Genomic DNA, 17,146 nt, shown 5'->3' on the forward strand with positions numbered 1-17,146 from the left:
TGCTTCCATCGACGATGAGACCCGCCAGCCAACGATCGTGCCGGCGAACACATCGATGATGAACGCCACATACGCGAAGCCCTGCCAGGTGCTGACGTACGTAAAATCTGCACACCAAAGCTGATTGGGACGTTCTGCCACGAACTGACGGTTTACCAGATCCGCAGCGGTCGCTGTTTTGCGACCGACTGTGGTCTTGATGGCTTTGCCGCGGAGTACGCCCCTAAGACCGATTATTTTCATCAGACGTTCAACCGTACACCGGGCAACGCTAAAGCCCTCGCGAAGTAACTGACGCCAGACTTTTCGCGCTCCATAGACACTGTAATTTTCTTCGTAAACGCGTTTTATCTCCTGGCTGATTTGAGCATCATACTTTTCTCGTTGGCTGCATTTTTCAGGATGTAGCTGGCGTTGTTGATGCCAGTAGTATGTCGACGGGGCAATATCCAGCTCGCGACATACCGGCCCGACCCCGTGTGTACCACTCAGGCGTTGCATAAGTGGCATTATTTTTTCCAGTGGCGGTCGAGCTCCGCCTGCGCAAAATAAGCAGAGGCCTGGCGCAATATGTCATTGCTGCGGCGTAGCTCCCGATTCTCACGTTCCAGTTCTTTTAAACGCTGACGTTCATTGGTGCTCAGCTCGCCAACATCCGAGCTTACCGGGCTGGCACCACCACGGACATCATTTTTATGCTGACGCAACCAGGCGCGTAGCGTGTCGTAATGGCACCCGATTTTTGAGGATATGGCACGAATGGCATCTGGCTCAGAGTCATATTCATCACGGTGTTCCAACAACATTCTGACTGCGCGCTCACGCAGCTCAGGGGGATAGCGTTTGGCGGATTGTGTTTTCATTTTGGGTCTCCTTTCATTGAGAGTTTAGTCTCCAAGAAACCCGGTACGGTTCAGATGTTCTATTTCCCGCTCTTCGTTTTCTATCTTTTCTTCTGCACGGGCCAGCGCCGAGCGCAGGAGGAACTCAGTCTCATCCACGAGGCTGAGTTTGATATTTTTCTGTCGGAGCTCTTCTTCAAGTGCTGCGATGCGGGTGAGATAATCGTGTTCCATGACCACTGTTATAATGTGGTCATGGTGTTTTTACAACATTGTCAGTGAGTTAAGGCGTGATGTTTTCGGCTGCCGCCAGTCCAGTTTATCGAGGAGCATGGCAAGCTGTGAGCGGGTTATGGCGATTTTTCCATCACGAACGGCAGGCCAGACGAACTGACCTTCTTCGAGACGCTTGGTAAACAGGCACAGACCGTCCGCATCCGCCCAGAGGATTTTAACCATATCGCCACGGCGGCCACGGAAGATGAACAGATGGCCGGAGAAGGGATTTTCTTCGATAGCGTGCTGTATCAGCTCGCCCAGACCGTTGAACGACTTTCGCATATCCGTGACACCGGCAACCAGCCAGATACGGGTGCCTGACGGGATGCTTATCATTTCATCGTTCTCCCGGTCAGCTCGCGGATCAGCACTGCCAGCAGTTCTGGTGACGGGTTATCCAGCGTCATTTTGCCATGATTGAACTCCACATGGCAGGAGGTGGCGTTCAGCGAAGAGTGCTGACAGGTTGCGGCGCTTTTATCATCTAATTGTGCAGGGGCAGATATCACTTCAACAGGCAGTAGCGCCGGTGATGAAGCGTGTGCGATCGTTGCGGGGAGACGAAGTGATATGCGGCCTTCGTTCTGCCAGAGCCGTAACCATTTGAAGATGACATTGTCATTGATGCCGTATTCGCGGGCAATCTGAGCAACGCTGGCTCCGGGCTGAGAAGCCAGCTCGACCATGCGAAGTTTAAAGTCATTTGTATAATTTTTCCGTGGTTCAGTACGCCAGGGTTGAGATCCCATAGTGAGGTGCCCGTCTAATTTAGGTGGGCGTCTACGTTATCAGGACAGTCCAATTGACTACATACGGCACTGAGTTGACGCTTACGGAATATCAAACGGCGAATACGGCCGATGCTGGGGTTCAAATCATTCCGGCGAGCGCAGACGATACTGGCGGGCATTGAGTTAGTGCATATGATACGTAAAGGGCAATATCAGCATCCCGCCGGAGAGCATTTATCACCGGCGGAACAATTTTATCTGTTGGCTGCCTAAAATATCGGCAGCGCAATGTTTGCTGACTTGCCTACGCTAATGCGACAGAGCCGAACAACCTGGTGGAACAGGATCATCGAAATATCAAACGGCGAACTCGACCGATGCTGGGGTTCAAATCATTCCGGCGAGCACAAACGATACTGGCAGGCATTGAGTTAATCCACATGATACGGAAAGGGCAGTTTCAGCATCCGCAAAGTGATGGATTGTCACCGGCAGAGCAATTTTACGTGTTGGCCGCCTGAAAAACAGGCCGCGCAACTTTTGCTGGTCTATGGCCGTTAATGCGACACAACCCTCATATAAGTTAACGAAGTTTTTTTGTTTCAATCACTCCTCATAAAATACACCGGAAAGTAGAGCAAAGGGGTTTGGGGAGTAACGAAACCCAAATGACGGTTAAGAGGCTAATATTTGCGCCAAAGCAACCAAATGGTTATACTAACACCTCCAAATGGAGGTGTTATGAAAACATTTAGCTTATCCACAACTCAGGTCAGACCGCCCCGTTTATGGCAGGTGGCCGGGTTAAACAATTCAGATGGTGTGGCGCTGCTAGGGCAGATTAGTGAAGGTCTTGATGGCAAGGTTGCTAACCTGATCGTTGACTGGGCGAAGATAACACAAAACGATCTGCGCAAAATGTCCGGCATTCCATCAACGACGTTTAGTCGCAGCGTGAAAGCGCGATTCAGTGCCGAGCAAAGCGAACGACTGGTTCGCATTATCCGCGTTATTGATCGGGCGGTAGAGTTGTTTGAAGGTGACAAGCAAGAGGCTCAAAAATGGTTGAATGAGCCAAACAGGGCACTAAGTTGGAAAGCCCCGGCGGAACTGATGGCATCCGAAACTGGGGCTTACGAGGTCATTAAATTGATCACACGTCTGGAGCATGGGGTGTACTCTTGATCCTCTATCGGCTGACAAAGACAAAATATCTTTCTGCAGCCTGGACGGGATACGGAGCAAAGGAGGCTGGAGGTCGATGGAATAGTGTTGGCGTCCCGATGGTTTATGTATCAGAAACAGCATCGCTTACCATGCTGGAGACACTGGTTCATCTGCATGCGGCTCAGATCCTGGAGTATTTCACTTTATTGCGCATTGATGTACCAGATGACCAGATTCAGAGCGCTGATATGGATGAGCTGCCAAAAAACTGGGCCGATGAAGACGCGCCGCCAGAACTGGCCGTATACGGCGATGCCTGGTGCTTTTCCAAAGATTCGATAGCGCTGCGTGTACCCAGTGCTCTATCGCCAGTGGAGTATAACTACCTGTTAAATCCTGAACACTCGGATATTTACGGGATCATTCAGAAGGCTGAGGCTATTCCGTTCCAGTTTGATAGTCGGCTAAAACCAGATCGTAAATAACGGGCCCTGCGGCTGCGGGAAAACCTACATGGGATGCGCGCTGGGGCACAACGCCTGCCAACAGGGGTTCAGCGTCCGGTACCGGCGACTGAGCTGATGCAGAGCCGTGCGGACGGGAGCTACCGGGACAACACGCTGTCACCAGCTCTGCCGTGATGGGGCGTTCACCGGTGAGATAACCGGCTTCCAGTGCCAGGGTTATATGTTGTTGTACTTGTAGCGGCGTACGTAATTTCGTCGCCAGAAGGTCAATAGCATCCTCGGTCAGGATCGGCGGCACACCAGGCGGTCGGCCCCGTGAACTGGTGTACTCGTCTTCTAAAAATGACAAATCCTCTCAATGAGAAATTACGACGGTCATCACATAAAATAATAAGCTAACCCCATAACACAACCATTCATTGTCATGTGTAATAATACCGGCATCATCACACCCCTTGATATTATCCGCACTGAAATCAAGATGATTGAAACAAGGAAAAGGATGATTAATGATCTGATATCAGTGTATTGTGTATGCAACATAGCAAACAGGACAGAGGTAACCAACGATGCTATATAAATATTTCCTCTACTAAATGTGATAATTGCTGTAAGCAAACACCCTCTGAATACCAGTTCCTCATAAATCGGAACAATGAACACTAACAGGAAAAAATTCAGCCAAAACAATCCCCCTTTGACGGACTCTTGCTCCATCATCCAGTTTTCTGCTTTCCTGATATCCAGAATATAGGCTCCCGCGAGTTGAACAAGCAGGATCAGGAAAATAAATACAAAAAACTGGCGAAAACTAAAATGCCCCAACCCCATATCGTCTAGCTTTCTAAAGTAAATTACATACAGTGGCGTAATAATGAAAAACTCGAGGGTGTATAGGATAGGCAGTAAGAGTCCAGACTCTAAGAGTGCAACCTTATCCGGGATTATCATAGGGTAAAAAGTTAATCCAACCAACCAGACATTGGCTTCTTCGATACTGCTGATACTCTCGAGTCGCATCTCTTTGATTAATCGGTCCTGGAGTGTCAGGTTGGCACGCTCAACGCGGCCTTTGGCCTGCGAACTATTGGCACAGATGAGCTCGATGTTCAGGTCATGCAGAACGCGCCCAAACTGCGTGGTGCCGGTGCGGCGAGATTCAGCCTGGCTGACGCGAAAAACGGCATGCTTATCACTGTAGAACGCCACGGGTTTACCATGTTCATCAATATATTCCCGCGTTGCCAGCATGTAATCGAAAGCCGATTCTGTTTCACAGAACCGCAGGTGCATTAGCCGGCCGGTCGCATCATCGATATAAACCAACAGGCAGCATTTTGATGCACGGCCTTCAAACCAATCATGGTGAGAGCCGTCGATTTGAATGAGTTCGCCAAGACAGTCGCGGCGATACCGGGGCTGATAAACACGTGCTTTACGCCGAGCGTGTGGAACCCAGAGGCCATCAGCAATCATCCAGTGGCGCACGGTTTCAGTTGAGATCATTATCTGGTGGCGTTCGCTCAGCTTTTCTGTGGCCAATGTAGGTCCGAAGTCGCTGTATTTTTCACGTAGCAACGCCAGCACTTGCAGCTTGAGATCATCCGGAGCGCGGTTATTTGCCGGCATTCCGCGTTTACGCGAGGCGATGCCGGTTGCGCCGTACGACAAATACCTGACAAGAACTCGCTGGAGCTGACGAACGCTGAGGTTCAGCAGTTTTGCTGCAGCTGATTGTGTCAGGAGTTTGTCGCAGACTTGCTGCAGCACGGGAATACGGTTCAGTTCTTTCTGGCTCATGGTCACCAACATAGACGCTCCGGATTGTCTGCCTGTAAAAACAGACTAACCGAAAGGCGACATTTTAACTTTGGTAAAACACGACATTATCGCTTTGGACTGACAACCTTGGTGCGCATAATACTGATTATGTTAAATAAATCAATGATTTGGGTTTTGCGTTGATTTTGGGTTGTGTCGCATTAACGGCCATAGACCAGCAAAAGTTGCGCTGCCTGTTTTTCAGGCGGCCAACACGTAAAATTGCTCTGCCGGTAACAATCCCTCACTTTGCGGATGCTGAAACTGCCCTTTCCGTATCATGTGGATTAACTCAATGCCTGCCAGTATCGTTTGTGCACGCCGGAATGATTTTATGGCTTTGCGAAAGAAGCGCAAGGCAGCCGCAGCGTCACGTCTGGCGGTCAACAGGAAGTCGATCGTCTGACCTGAAGTATCGACAGCAAGTTACAGATATTTCCACTGGCCTTTGATTTTTATGTAGGTTTCATCCATTCGCCACCGGCGACCCACTGTGCGTTTACGCCGACGAAAGGCTTTATCCAGTAACGGTACCAGGCGGATGACCCAGCGGTGAAGCGTCGAATGGTCAACGACAACCCCACGCTCAGCCATCATCTCTTCGATATTGCGCAGGCTCAGGGAATAAGCCAGATACCATCGGACACACTGAGCAATAACATCGACGGGATAATGCAAGCGTTTGAAGGCGTTTCGGATCAGACGCATCGTCAGGCAACATCACAAAAAAACAGTATGTTACCTGACGCCGCCTTTATGCGACACAACCGTTTGCCAGCCGGGCCGTGTTTGCGGCCACGTTCGAGTAACCACTGGATGTCAATCGCGACGCTCCTGGAGAAGCGTTTTTGCTTTTGGGCGGTGGCCAGCCAGCGGATCAGAAACAGGTTTTCGGCATAGGGCGTGCCGGCGATACCGTCCTGGCGCGCCAGCCCCAGCGCCACCAGGGCGCAGAACGCCAGATGGCTGAGCGCAGAGGTGGTGTTCTCTGTGGTAACGGATTCGGTTATATCTGACAATGGCTACCCTGCCCGTCGAAGCGAAAGATTAGTGGCGGATCTGCGCCAGGTCGTCAGCGGTCAGACCGGTCATCTTCATGACCGAATCGCGATCGAGACCGCTGGCCAGCATAGTGCGGGCAACTTCGAGTTTGCCTTCGAGTTTGCCTTCATGGCGCCCTTTTTCAATACCGCGCTGTTCACCCAACTGGATACCCTTCTCGATACCTTTTTGTTCAAGCTGTTGTGCGATGGTCATCAGTTCATCCTCATGTTGCGGTACCCGCAGAGCCAGTTCGCGAACAAACGCTTGCGCATTCGCCGACTCCCCTGCCTGGAGCATATAGTGTATCAGCGAAATGACCTGTGGCGAAGACAGATAGCCGGCCAGCAGAATGGCGGACAGTCTGTCCGTGAGCTCTGCCAGGTCGCGCTGGCGAATATGTTTCTGCAGCAGGGTCAGTGCGGCCATGCTGCGGTGGCCCATAATCTCTTCGTCGGGAATGACGGTCACATCAACCAGCGGAAAAGCACTGCTGTAGAGTTTCCCTGCCAGCGCCGGGTCATCAAACTCCTGCAGCCAGTTGGTGGAATACGGATACGGACTGCGTTTGCCGGTATAGAAAAGTACCGGAATGACCAGCGGCAGCTTTTTGTGGCCTGCCTCGAGATGTCGCTGCATGGCGGCTATGGCATATCTGATGAGGCGAAACGCCATGTGCTTATCAGGACTCGATTGGTGTTCGATAAGTACCATCACGTAACCGTCAGCGCCGGTGGTGGTTTTCAGGCTGTAGAGCACGTCGCTGAAATACTGGCGCAGGTCATCTTCGACAAAGGAGCCGGACTCCAGCTTCAGCGTACTGAGGTCGCAGATGGCCCGCAGTTCGGCTGGCAGATGGATCTCCATGAAGTCACGCGCAATTTCGGGTTGCGTCAGAAATTGCCGGAAAGTTGCATCATGGGGCGTTGGATTTTTTTTCATGGGCTATCGTAACATGTTCGGGTCACCGGCTCACTATGGCTGAGCGAAGGCTTTACCCGCTCTCCGGGCAGAATAGCGTCGGGATGTTGCTGCCGCCAGGTTTTTAATATTCGGTAGACGCTGGCCCTGCCAATGCCCAGACGGTCAGCAACTGCTTCGCGGGTGAGTCCGGCCAGCGTCAATTCAATGACCTGCTGCGCTTTCGCCTGAGCGGTGGGTTTTCTTCTTTATATGCCCCCTTGGCTTTTGCCTGGGCAATGCCTTCCCGCTGGCGTTCCTGGCGCAGGCGTGTCTCGAACTCGGCAAAGACGCCCAACATATCGAGGAAAGCTTTGCCGGAAGCGGAAGAGGTATCGATGGCCTGCTCTGTCGCCCTGAGCTTGATGTTTTGCCCTTCAAGCTCATGAACCAGATTTTGTAAATCGCGCAGGCTGCGTGACAGACGGTCGATACGGGTGATCACCAACGTATCACCTTCCCGCAGGTAGTCGAGGCAGTCATCGAGTGCCTGGCGCCCTTCTTTCCTGGTTCCGGTCATTTTCTCTGAGAAAATTTTACGGCAGCCGGCTGAAGTTAACACCGCAATCTGGTTTGTCAGATCCTGGTCTGTCGTCGATACACGCGCGTAACCTACGAAAGCCATACGATTTAATCCCAATAGATATTAGATGATGAGATTTTTGCGTATCAAATTTACGAAATCAAGTTCTGTGATACTTGATTTGGGCAAATTATCCTAGATCTCACAAAGGTACACCCAGCGGTTGAAGGAGGCGGAGCTGTTGGCATCGACAGGCAGCACAGGCGACTCTTACGATAATGCCCTGGCCGAGAGTATCAATGGCCTTTACAAAGCGGAAGTCATACACCGTAAGAGCTGGAAAAACCACGCAGAAGTGGAGCTTGCGACACTGGCGTGGGTGGACTGGTTCAACAATCGAAGACTGTTGGAACGGCTAGGACACATACCACCGGTAGAAGCCGAAAAAGCCTATTATGCTTCCAGTACAAATAATGATCTGGCAGCCTGAGTTTCCGGACTAAAAACTCTCCAAGAAAACCGGGGCGGTTCACTTTATATAATTCGACTATTATAAACATAGTCGAATGGCAATGGGGAGTCGTATGATGGGCGTCTGCGACTCCCTGATTTTTTAAGCTATATAACAGTGTGCATCCGCCATAGTAGTTCTATGATTAATGGACAACTTTTTTGGTTATCATTTAATTAAATAGGCTAGGTATCTATGAGCAGAGAAAAACGAGCGAATCTCCTTGACATTAATGAAATAACTCAACGAATTAAGGTACAAAACCCCTACTTTGCTTTCCAACAACTCTGGCAAGAGGGAGAATCGTTGGTTGGTTCATTTACCTCTGAACAGCCACTCCTATACGAAGCGGGCTCTATTACAGCAGGAGAACTGGGGAGGCACCTGGCCATATTAGGAAGCTGTACTGCAGTCGCACTGCACAGCGGGCCAGAAAGCTACTATTTGGCAACAAAGGCGCATTTTATTCGCAAATCGGAAAAACATACCCTACGCCAGGAAATGTTATATGCGAGTGCTCAGGTCGTAGATATGGATAAGCGGACTCTGAAAATTTCCGCTCAGGCATGGGGGAATAGCCCCATAGCGGAATTACATTGCGAGTATGTCATTCTTTCACCTGCACTATTCCAACGTACTTTCAAACATTATGCCAGCGAGATATTGTCTACATCACCAGACTCACCTTATCGATATCCTGTTTCATTACATAGCCTAGAGTTCCATGAAAGAGGACTTGATGCAATTGCTGGCCCTTTATCACCTCAACAATGCACCGGTCATTTTGCCAACTATCCATGTTGGCCAGTAGCCATCATTTCACAAACGGCTTTTCAGGCCACGGGTGAGTTACTCAAGAACATTTATGGCCCCGGCATTCGATTTTACGTAAATGACACGCAATTATCAGCGGAAAAATTGATGAGTGCCGATACGGAATTAAAATTCAGTGTAATATTAAAGCAAACTCCCCCCCCCTTGATACAGTGTGACATTCTGGTTTATCGTGATAAAGAAGAGATAGCCACGCTAATAAACCAGCTCGAACTGATATTACCCACAGAACCATAGAGAGTTTCACTTTACGCAAGGGACTTACAGAGTGAGACAGCACTGCAGGCTCCTTGCTGCTATGACCCCTCACACCTCGCACCAGTAATTCATTTAATATCAATTGGATAAATGATACTCATCAAAATTTACTGTCTTCATTTCATTTCTGAACTCTCTTGGTGAAAAAGGATAAACCCGGGGCGAGTTATTCGCATCAAGATACCAGTTGGTGCACCCGCTGGCCCACAGAGTATAGGGTAGTGCAGCCTTTATTTTTTCATTGTATTTATTTTGCGCAACTTCTTTGGCGCAAATACTCCCCACCTTACCCGTTATAACTTCACCGATAAGCGCCAATAAATAATCCACTTGTATTTCTGCTATTTGTGTCACGGGCAGGTTGCCATAGGGGCTGTGGGGACCGGCTATCATAAAAAGGTTGGGATAACCTGCGATAGAAACAGAACGATGCGCAAAGGCCCCATTAGCCCATTTCTCATTTAAGGTTTCACCCTTTTGGTTTTCAATGACCATCCCCCTCAAATAGTCCATTGCATAAAACCCGGTAGCCATAATTAAAACATCGAGTTCATGAAACTGACCATCCTGAGTATAAATACCGTTTGAAGTCACTCTTTCTATTCCAGACGTGACTAATGTCGTCCTGGGTCGTTGTATTGCGTCATAAAAATTGTCAGAAACGATCAAGCGTTTACAGCCTATATTATAACTCGGTGTCAATCGTTGTTTGAGCGTCAAGTCGCTCACCTTGTCGAGGTTTTTTTTACATAACCATTCAATAATCTTCATGGGTATCTGTTGACCGGAAACAGCATTTAAAAATAACTTTTCCAATAGCTTCCTCTGCATCTTCCCACTCAGCTTCGCAATATAAATAAATTTTCTCTCTAAGTACCGAAGCCATTCTGGACGCACCAACTGAAAGCCTAGTGATATCCATGCAGGGGTTCGCTGAAATAATGCATAATGCGCGGTACTCCCCGCTAAATCACTGGTTATTTGTACTGCACTGGATCCAGTTCCTATGAGGCCAACGCGTTTATCGGTCATGCACACATCATGATCCCAGCGTGCACTATGAAAACAGGGTCCTGTAAATTCATTGATACCTGCTATATCAGGGGCTTTAGGATAAACCAAACTCCCACAACATAAAATAACGACATCAGCGAGGTATTGTGTGTTATCTTCAGCCGTGATTTTCCATCCATTTTCAACCTGGCTTAAATGACCCACCCTTTTTCCATAGTGAATATGAGAGGAAATGGCATATTTTTTAACACAGTGCTCTATATAGGCGTATATTTCCCCTCCTGTCGCATACAGCTTTTCCCATTTCCATGATGGTTCAAATTCATAGGAGTAAGCTTGTGCAGGCACGTCGCAGGTAAGCCCGGGATAAGTATTATCGCGCCAGGTACCCCCTATTTTGTCCGCCATTTCCAGTATCATAAAATCCGTGATCCCTTGCGAACGCAATTTTATTGCCGTTAACACCCCTGACATTCCAGCACCGATAATGATGACTTTTCTACGCTCGCCAATAGGTTCACTCATAAAACACCTCGCTGAATATCTATAACCATTATTTATGTTTTTTACTTTTCGCCTAAAACAACAACACCATCGCTGTTTGCAGATATCACCTGAAACCCCAGGGCTTGTTCATCATTATCTGATGTAAACACATTATTAAAGCCTGACTGTATTAAATGGGTCTTCCATTGTGTTGATGACAACCCCGGCCCGCCGATTGTGCGTGTCTGTTTATCTTCGGAGAGCCACCAACCATCCAGAAGTCCAAATGTTAAGTGAGCGAAAAGGCTGGTTTTTGCCAGTTCATTTAACAGTAACAATCCATTCTGTTTTAACAGAATCTTAATGTTATTGAGTGTCTGTTGAATATTTCGAGTGGCATGCACTACGTTGGATGCGATGACAATATCATACGCCCCTATATCGAAGTGTTGGGTGACTGGGCTTACTTCAATATTTAATCGTTTTGTTCTCAGTCCACTTACTGAATGCGTATATTTACTTTGGGCATTGAGAAGAAACGCCGTCGACAAATCAGTGAAGCAATACTCTTCTATATTATTATTGTATGGGGCTAGCCGGGCGAAGACCTCTTTGCTGGTCCCTCCAGTCCCTGCACCCACTTCGAGTATTTTAAACGTCGCATCAGGATCTTGTTTCAAGCGTGCATGAATATAATTTTCTACTTGCTCACCGAGTTGAGCGTTAAAGGCATCCACAATCACATTGCCATTATAGATGGGTTCAACCAATTCAAACCCACCGTTGGGGAAGATGACCTCCGTCGCGGGTACCTGTCCAAGCAATATTTCGGGCAGGCGCCTCAATGTACTTGTGAGTAATGTGAGCTGTGGATTTAAAACAGTATTGATCTCTGGCCGCTGACATATCCCTTGCCAACGTTGCCATTGTGTTTGCACCGATGGCGCCGTATCTTCAAACAAAATCCCGGAGAGTCGTAATAAACGTAAAGACTCATTTAACCATGCCCGATAGCACGCAGGAACGGATGGTGGCGCCGACATCCACGCCATCTCACTCAGTGTCGACCATAGTTGATATGCCAGCTCATCTTCGACGGCGTGTAAGTGCGCAACAATCGACTTGGGACAGGAGATTTTGGCAAGATGAGGGAGGTTGACAGGATGGGTGGCTGGAGTGATATGTACATGCTCTTGTGAGGTTACCGCGACCCCAGAGTGTTGTAACGTCACAGACAGTTTTGCGCACGCCATTTGTCCTATCGGAGAAACTGAAAAACGCTCAAGTTCCGGCATAGCCTCCTCATATTCAACGGAGCCAATGCCCTGTTTGGCCATACTGGCCCGATATTTCTCTGTTGCTACAATACCTACACTCCCCCAGTATCCCCAATTGATCACCTTTGTGGCATAGGGACGAGAACGTAACTCATGTGCAAAAGCATCCGTGAAATAGCACCCTGCCGAATAATTACTTTGACCTGGCCAAATGGCAAAGCTCTGGATTGATGAGAAAAAAATAAAAAAATCCAGCGTGGGCTGACCAAACACTGCCTCAAGATTTATCGTTGTTAAGGTTTTAGCCGTTAATGCTGTATCAAAGGTATCCTCATCCATGAGTGCCAAACTGCGGTCGGCCAAAACAATGGCCGAATGAACAATTCCATTAATCGTCCCATAGCGGGATATAATTTCGGCATAGGCATGTTCAAGTTGTTGCTTATCCGTTGCATCAGCCTGAAGATAAAGCGGCGCTGGTCCTAACCGCCCTAAATCATGGCAATATTGCGATATAGTCGCATCTTCTGCACGACGTCCCAACCAGATAACCTGAGTATTAGCACGCCTGATTAAATATTCGCTAAACGCTTTGCCAACCCCTCCCGCGCCCCCCAAGATCACAACGACACCATGTTGACGAAAGCCTGTTGCCGTTCCGGTTGAGGCCAATTTACAGGGTAACAGACTACGCTGATACCACTTCCCATGTCGCCAAAGCTGAGGCCATCCGCGAGGATCTGGGGGGATATTCTGCCACTCCGTGAACCATAATGATTGCCGTAAAGGGATATCCAGCAATCGGATATGCCAATGCGGGTACTCCTTGGATGCTGACCCCATGAGTCCAAAAAGTGTTGCTTGGTGTGGATCGGAACTTTCATGCTTCCCTAGCGCTTGTGCCTGTCGGGTTATGAGGGTTAATTTTAAGGATTTGCTCCCCCACCCGACGGCGAGTAGTGATTTTAAGAGACGAAAACCATAAATCGCATTTTTAGCGTTACCTGGAGAGACCTCCCAAATCAGATGCTCCAATTCTTGAGAGAGGAGAAAACGCTGACAAAGCCTATTTTCATCGTCATGTTCAAACTCATGACTTAGCCATAGCACCGAGGGACCACTATCAGGCCAGGGTGAATCAAGCAAGTTAGCAGAAAAAGTGCGCCAATACGGTACAGCGGATAACAACTCTGTTGCATTGTCTGAATGAGGTAAAATGGCATTCTGTTTTTGGCGCGCTGAATGCTCATCGCCAGAGGGTTCTGAAGGTCGGAATGTTACCCCGCTAAATTCAATCAGTACATTGCCGATATCATCCGCTATTTGGATATCCCAGGCCGGCATGATTTTATTACTCTCCCTTGCCGGTCGGCACCATACAACAACGTCCTCATCAGGAAGCGGCTGCCAGAAAGAAGCAGAACTCAGGGCCAAAAGCGCTTTATCTCCCCACCCTTTTTCCAGTAATCCAGCCAACATAAGACCGTTTTCCAGCCTGGCCAATAATCCCTCTAAATCATTATTTTTGGGTTTACTCAATCGGCCCAAGAGACAGTGCTCGCCAATTTCATAGGATCTAGTGACTTGCGCCTGCTGACTGTACACCATGCCGGTTTGCTGCAGTCGCCGATAATATTCATCGCCATGAACCACACTCAGGGCGTTACTGCTGCGTAATGTTGTAATAGAGAGGGGCTGCGGAGCCAATGCCGCTGGATTATTTTGATAGACTAATCCTCTTCCATGGATCGTTTGTTCGTCTTTTGTATTTTCGGTACGGATCTCGTAGCGGAAACGCCCCTCGCCTTCCGACTTGAAGTGAATGCGAATATTTTGTGGGGCAGTGGCCTTCAGCGGGGCCAGCCAAAGGACTTGCTCCAGAGTGACGGCGGTCTCTTTCTCCATCAAGACGCAGACCGCGGATCGTACCCATTCAAGTTGTACCGAGCAGGGCATTTGTGGGATGTCTTGTCGTCTCAAGAGACCTAGCCAAGACTCACCCCCTGTTATCTGAACAGTATAGCTGTAATCTTGTGAGCAGGTTTCACCTGGCTGCAGTTCTGCAGATTGAAAAGGAGATACTGCCGGGGTATTCGTTATTTTTGCAGGTATCCAATGAGATACTTTTGCAAAGGGATAAGTGGGTAAGCTAAGGCGCAGTGGTTTCTTTCCGGGATATAATGCAACCCAGTCGATCATTTCGCCCTGAACCCAGGATTGTGCCAGCCGTGATAACGCCGGGATATCAGACGGATACGCCGGGAGCACTTTCTCCTTTTCAGCATGGGGTGATAATGATTTTAACAGATTATAATAACCGTTATTTTCATCACGCCCGTTACTGACAAAGGATAACAGCTTTTGGATGGCCTCATTCTGTGAGTTGACCACAATAGCCAAGCGCGCCTTCATGGCATCACGCCCCACTTGCAGCGTATAAGCCAATGCCCTGAGATCAACCGTGCCTTCCCGCATGACCTGACATAATTGTTGCGCACGCAGACGAAGACCTTCTTCGTTCCGGGCAGAGAGCACTAACACCACGGGCTCCGCGCACTCAGACAGGCTTTTATTGTCCTGTTCTGAGACATATTCTTCTACTATTACATGGGCATTTACGCCGCCAAACCCAAAAGAATTGACACAGGCTCTGAGAGGCAGGCTGCGGCCATCCTGATCTTTCTGCGCTATCCAATCCTGTGTTTCCGTTACAACATAAAATGGGCTGTTCGCGAAATCTATCTTGGGGTTACAAGGTTGACTGTTTATGCTGGGTACGAGTTTACGATGTCGTAGCTGTAACAACACTTTTATAACCCCGGCAACGCCAGCAGCCACTTCAAGGTGCCCAATATTGCTTTTTATCGAGCCTAATCCACACCGATGAGACAGGTTGATTTTACCGTCATCAAGCGCGGTAAATGCATCTTTCAGCGCTTTACACTCGATAGGATCACCGACCGGTGTACCGGTCGCATGTGCCTCGATATAACTGATTGTGTCAGGCGTAATGCCTGAATGTCGTAACGTGCGTTCAATCAGGTCCGTTTGCGCTTTGGCATTAGGCGTCGTTAATGAACTTGAGCGCCCTCCATGATTTACACCACTTCCTTTTATCAGGCCGTATATATGGTCACCATCACGTTCAGCGGCAGCAAGGGGTTTTAAAAACAACATACCGGCGCCCTCAGAACGAACATAGCCATCCACATTGGCGGAGAAAGCCCGACATTTCCCCGTTGGACTCAGGAATCCTGCCAGCGTAAGACTTTCATGCATATCCATTGTGACCAAGGCATTTACCCCCCCTACCACGGCCTGATCGCATTCACCATTACGCAACAACTGTACTGCTCGGTGGATCCCCACCAACGAGCTGGAGCAGGCTGTTTCAATGGGTTCACTTGGGCCGTGCCAGTTTAGCCAATGGCTCATTCTGTTGGGGCCCATTGAGCTGACGATACTGGTAATGCTATAGCTTTCAACAGGCTCACCAGCCAGCGCTTGCAGTTGACGATAACCGCTACTGTAAGTAGCGACTAATAATGCCGTGTTAGAACCTGATAATGAGCCCACGGAATAACCGGCTTCCTCAATAACGTTATAGACTGTCTGCATTAATAACCGTTGATAAGGATCTAATGACTTGGCCTCACGCGGTGATATACCAAAGAACAAGGGGTCAAAAAACTCAAGTCCATCAATGACGCCGGCATGCTTAAGCGCTGGGGACGGATTTGCTCCCCATCGTTCTGGGGGAAGCTCCCGAATACAATCGCGCCCAGCGAGAAGATTTTCCCACAAAGCATCAATATCGTTGGAAAGAGGAAAACATCCACTCATTCCTATAATTGCAATGGGCTCATTATTTGGGTAAGAAGCTTGCGCTGAAGTGGGCCCGATGTGTGTGTCACCTTCCTTTGACACTGCCGGGGAGGGTAAACCCGATGCTGCGGACTCCGTCTCAGGGGGGGGGAGATCGCCCGTTGCAGCCAGCGATGCTATAAGCCCGGGCTGCTCCTGCTGCAGGTAGCCTGCCAGCGCGGCAATCGTGGGAGCCTCATACAGCACGGTGGCATTCAGGTTTAGTCCGTAACGTTGATTGAGAAGATGGCTGAATGACGTCATGGTGATGGAATCAAAACCAAACTCGCTCAGCGGCGTCTCATCATCCAGTTCATGCTCCGGCATTTTCAGGTGTTCAGCAATCAATCCACGCAGGGTCGCTTCAACCACCGTGCTCACCACCGGATTTCCTGCCGCTGCTGTGACGGGCCGCGCCGGCGCTGTAAGGTTTACCTGCGGTGTCGGTGATACTGACGCTGCCGGTGAGACAGGCAGTGGTCCCTCTGCTGCCAGGGAGGCCACAAACGCAGGCTGCTCCTGCTGCAGATAGCCTGCCAGCGCGGCAATCGTAGGAGCCTCATACAGCACGGTGGCGTTCAGGTTTAGTCCGTAGCGCTGATTGAGAAGATGGCTGAATGACGTCATGGTGATGGAATCAAAGCCAAACTCGCTCAGCGGCGTCTCATCATCCAGTTCATACTCCGGCATTTTCAGGTGCTCGGCAATCAATCCGCGCAGGGTCGCTTCAACCACCGTGCTCACCACCGGATTTCCTGCCGCTGCTGTCACGGGCCGCGCCGGCTCTGTAAGGTTTGCCTGCGGTGTCGGCAATGCTGACACTGACAGTGGGGTAGGCTGTGCTGCCGGTTGTGGTGCCTCTGCTGCCAGGGAGGCCACAAACGCAGGCTGCTCCTGCTGCAGGTAGCCTGCCAGCGCGGCAATCGTAGGAGCCTCATACAGCACGGTGGCGTTCAGGTTTAATCCATAACGCTGGTTGAGAAGATGGCTGAATGACGTCATGGTGATGGAATCAAAGCCAAACTCGCTCAGCGGCGTCTCATCATCCAGTTCATACTCCGGCATTTTCAG

At 49.4% G+C, this 17,146-nt stretch carries 10 protein-coding genes, 10 pseudogenes and 1 other annotated feature; of the genes and pseudogenes, 7 read left to right on the forward strand and 13 right to left on the reverse strand.

The window, feature by feature from the left end; all coding sequences use genetic code 11:
* The 4 genes and pseudogenes from M2407_RS25720 to tnpA all read right to left on the reverse strand — a co-directional run.
* Positions 1 to 863 (reverse strand): annotated as a pseudogene (locus M2407_RS25720) (IS3 family transposase); the annotation flags it as partial.
* Positions 439 to 555: a sequence feature (AL1L pseudoknot), on the reverse strand. (Overlaps the previous pseudogene by 117 nt.)
* A 51-nt stretch (positions 864 to 914) precedes the next feature.
* A pseudogene (locus tag M2407_RS25725) lies at positions 915 to 1,076 on the reverse strand (IS66 family transposase); the annotation flags it as partial.
* A 30-nt stretch (positions 1,077 to 1,106) separates the two neighbouring features.
* Positions 1,107 to 1,457, reverse strand: a complete 351-nt coding sequence (gene tnpB, locus M2407_RS25730) for an IS66 family insertion sequence element accessory protein TnpB (protein ID WP_259220203.1) — start codon at positions 1,455 to 1,457, stop codon at positions 1,107 to 1,109.
* A complete protein-coding gene (gene tnpA / locus M2407_RS25735; RefSeq protein ID WP_259220204.1) occupies positions 1,454 to 1,870 on the reverse strand; it encodes an IS66-like element accessory protein TnpA in 417 nt (138 codons plus the stop codon). Before tnpA ends, tnpB begins: the two co-directional genes overlap by 4 nt.
* A gap of 84 nt (positions 1,871 to 1,954) precedes the next feature.
* Here tnpA and M2407_RS25740 point away from each other — a divergent pair.
* The 5 genes and pseudogenes from M2407_RS25740 to M2407_RS26265 all read left to right on the forward strand — a co-directional run.
* Positions 1,955 to 2,125, forward strand: a pseudogene (locus tag M2407_RS25740) (DDE-type integrase/transposase/recombinase); the annotation flags it as partial.
* A gap of 53 nt (positions 2,126 to 2,178) precedes the next feature.
* Positions 2,179 to 2,373: pseudogene (locus M2407_RS25745) on the forward strand (DDE-type integrase/transposase/recombinase); the annotation flags it as partial.
* Positions 2,374 to 2,593: 220 nt separating this feature from the next.
* Positions 2,594 to 3,037, forward strand: coding sequence for an antitoxin Xre/MbcA/ParS toxin-binding domain-containing protein (locus M2407_RS25750; RefSeq protein WP_259220205.1), 444 nt, complete (start codon positions 2,594 to 2,596; stop codon positions 3,035 to 3,037).
* Complete coding sequence (locus M2407_RS25755; RefSeq protein ID WP_259220206.1) at positions 3,034 to 3,504, forward strand: RES family NAD+ phosphorylase; 471 nt, start codon at positions 3,034 to 3,036, stop codon at positions 3,502 to 3,504. The genes M2407_RS25750 and M2407_RS25755 overlap by 4 nt, the downstream gene beginning before the upstream one ends.
* 28 nt (positions 3,505 to 3,532) lie before the next feature.
* On the forward strand, positions 3,533 to 3,601 hold the full coding sequence (locus M2407_RS26265) for a hypothetical protein (RefSeq protein WP_310445887.1): 69 nt from the start codon (positions 3,533 to 3,535) through the stop codon (positions 3,599 to 3,601).
* A gap of 42 nt (positions 3,602 to 3,643) precedes the next feature.
* Here the strand turns inward: M2407_RS26265 and M2407_RS25765 are convergent.
* The 7 genes and pseudogenes from M2407_RS25765 to M2407_RS25795 all read right to left on the reverse strand — a co-directional run.
* Positions 3,644 to 3,778 (reverse strand): annotated as a pseudogene (locus tag M2407_RS25765) (AAA family ATPase); the annotation flags it as partial.
* Between the two features lie 86 nt (positions 3,779 to 3,864).
* Positions 3,865 to 4,437, reverse strand: a complete 573-nt coding sequence (locus tag M2407_RS26270; protein WP_310445888.1) for a CPBP family intramembrane glutamic endopeptidase — start codon at positions 4,435 to 4,437, stop codon at positions 3,865 to 3,867.
* 21 nt (positions 4,438 to 4,458) lie between these two features.
* Positions 4,459 to 5,286: pseudogene (locus M2407_RS25775) on the reverse strand (ISNCY family transposase); the annotation flags it as partial.
* Positions 5,287 to 5,508: 222 nt separating this feature from the next.
* Positions 5,509 to 6,015, reverse strand: a pseudogene (locus M2407_RS25780) (IS6 family transposase).
* Positions 6,016 to 6,077: 62 nt separating this feature from the next.
* Positions 6,078 to 6,326: pseudogene (locus tag M2407_RS25785) on the reverse strand (DUF2913 family protein); the annotation flags it as partial.
* 28 nt (positions 6,327 to 6,354) lie between these two features.
* Positions 6,355 to 7,290 (reverse strand): Rpn family recombination-promoting nuclease/putative transposase, encoded by a 936-nt coding sequence (locus tag M2407_RS25790; RefSeq protein WP_259220207.1) that lies wholly within the window; start codon positions 7,288 to 7,290, stop codon positions 6,355 to 6,357.
* Positions 7,265 to 7,933 (reverse strand): annotated as a pseudogene (locus M2407_RS25795) (recombinase family protein). Before M2407_RS25795 ends, M2407_RS25790 begins: the two are co-directional and overlap by 26 nt.
* A 97-nt stretch (positions 7,934 to 8,030) precedes the next feature.
* On the opposite strand from M2407_RS25795, the pseudogene M2407_RS25800 reads away from it, so the two are divergent.
* Together M2407_RS25800 and M2407_RS25805 are read left to right on the forward strand one after the other, a co-directional pair.
* Positions 8,031 to 8,321: pseudogene (locus M2407_RS25800) on the forward strand (integrase core domain-containing protein); the annotation flags it as partial.
* A 216-nt stretch (positions 8,322 to 8,537) separates the two neighbouring features.
* Entirely contained in the window at positions 8,538 to 9,413 is an 876-nt protein-coding gene (locus tag M2407_RS25805; protein ID WP_259220208.1) for a hypothetical protein, read from the forward strand.
* A gap of 99 nt (positions 9,414 to 9,512) precedes the next feature.
* On the opposite strand, the gene M2407_RS25810 is transcribed toward M2407_RS25805, so the two are convergent.
* Together M2407_RS25810 and M2407_RS25815 are read right to left on the reverse strand one after the other, a co-directional pair.
* A complete protein-coding gene (locus M2407_RS25810; RefSeq protein WP_259220209.1) occupies positions 9,513 to 10,973 on the reverse strand; it encodes an NAD(P)/FAD-dependent oxidoreductase in 1,461 nt (486 codons plus the stop codon).
* A 41-nt stretch (positions 10,974 to 11,014) separates the two neighbouring features.
* On the reverse strand, positions 11,015 to 17,140 hold the full coding sequence (locus M2407_RS25815; RefSeq protein WP_259220210.1) for an SDR family NAD(P)-dependent oxidoreductase: 6,126 nt from the start codon (positions 17,138 to 17,140) through the stop codon (positions 11,015 to 11,017).
* Positions 17,141 to 17,146 lie beyond the last annotated feature (6 nt).

Origin of the sequence: Serratia sp. BIGb0234 (assembly GCF_024809915.1) — a bacterium.
Taxonomy (GTDB): Bacteria; Pseudomonadota; Gammaproteobacteria; order Enterobacterales; family Enterobacteriaceae; genus Serratia; species Serratia liquefaciens.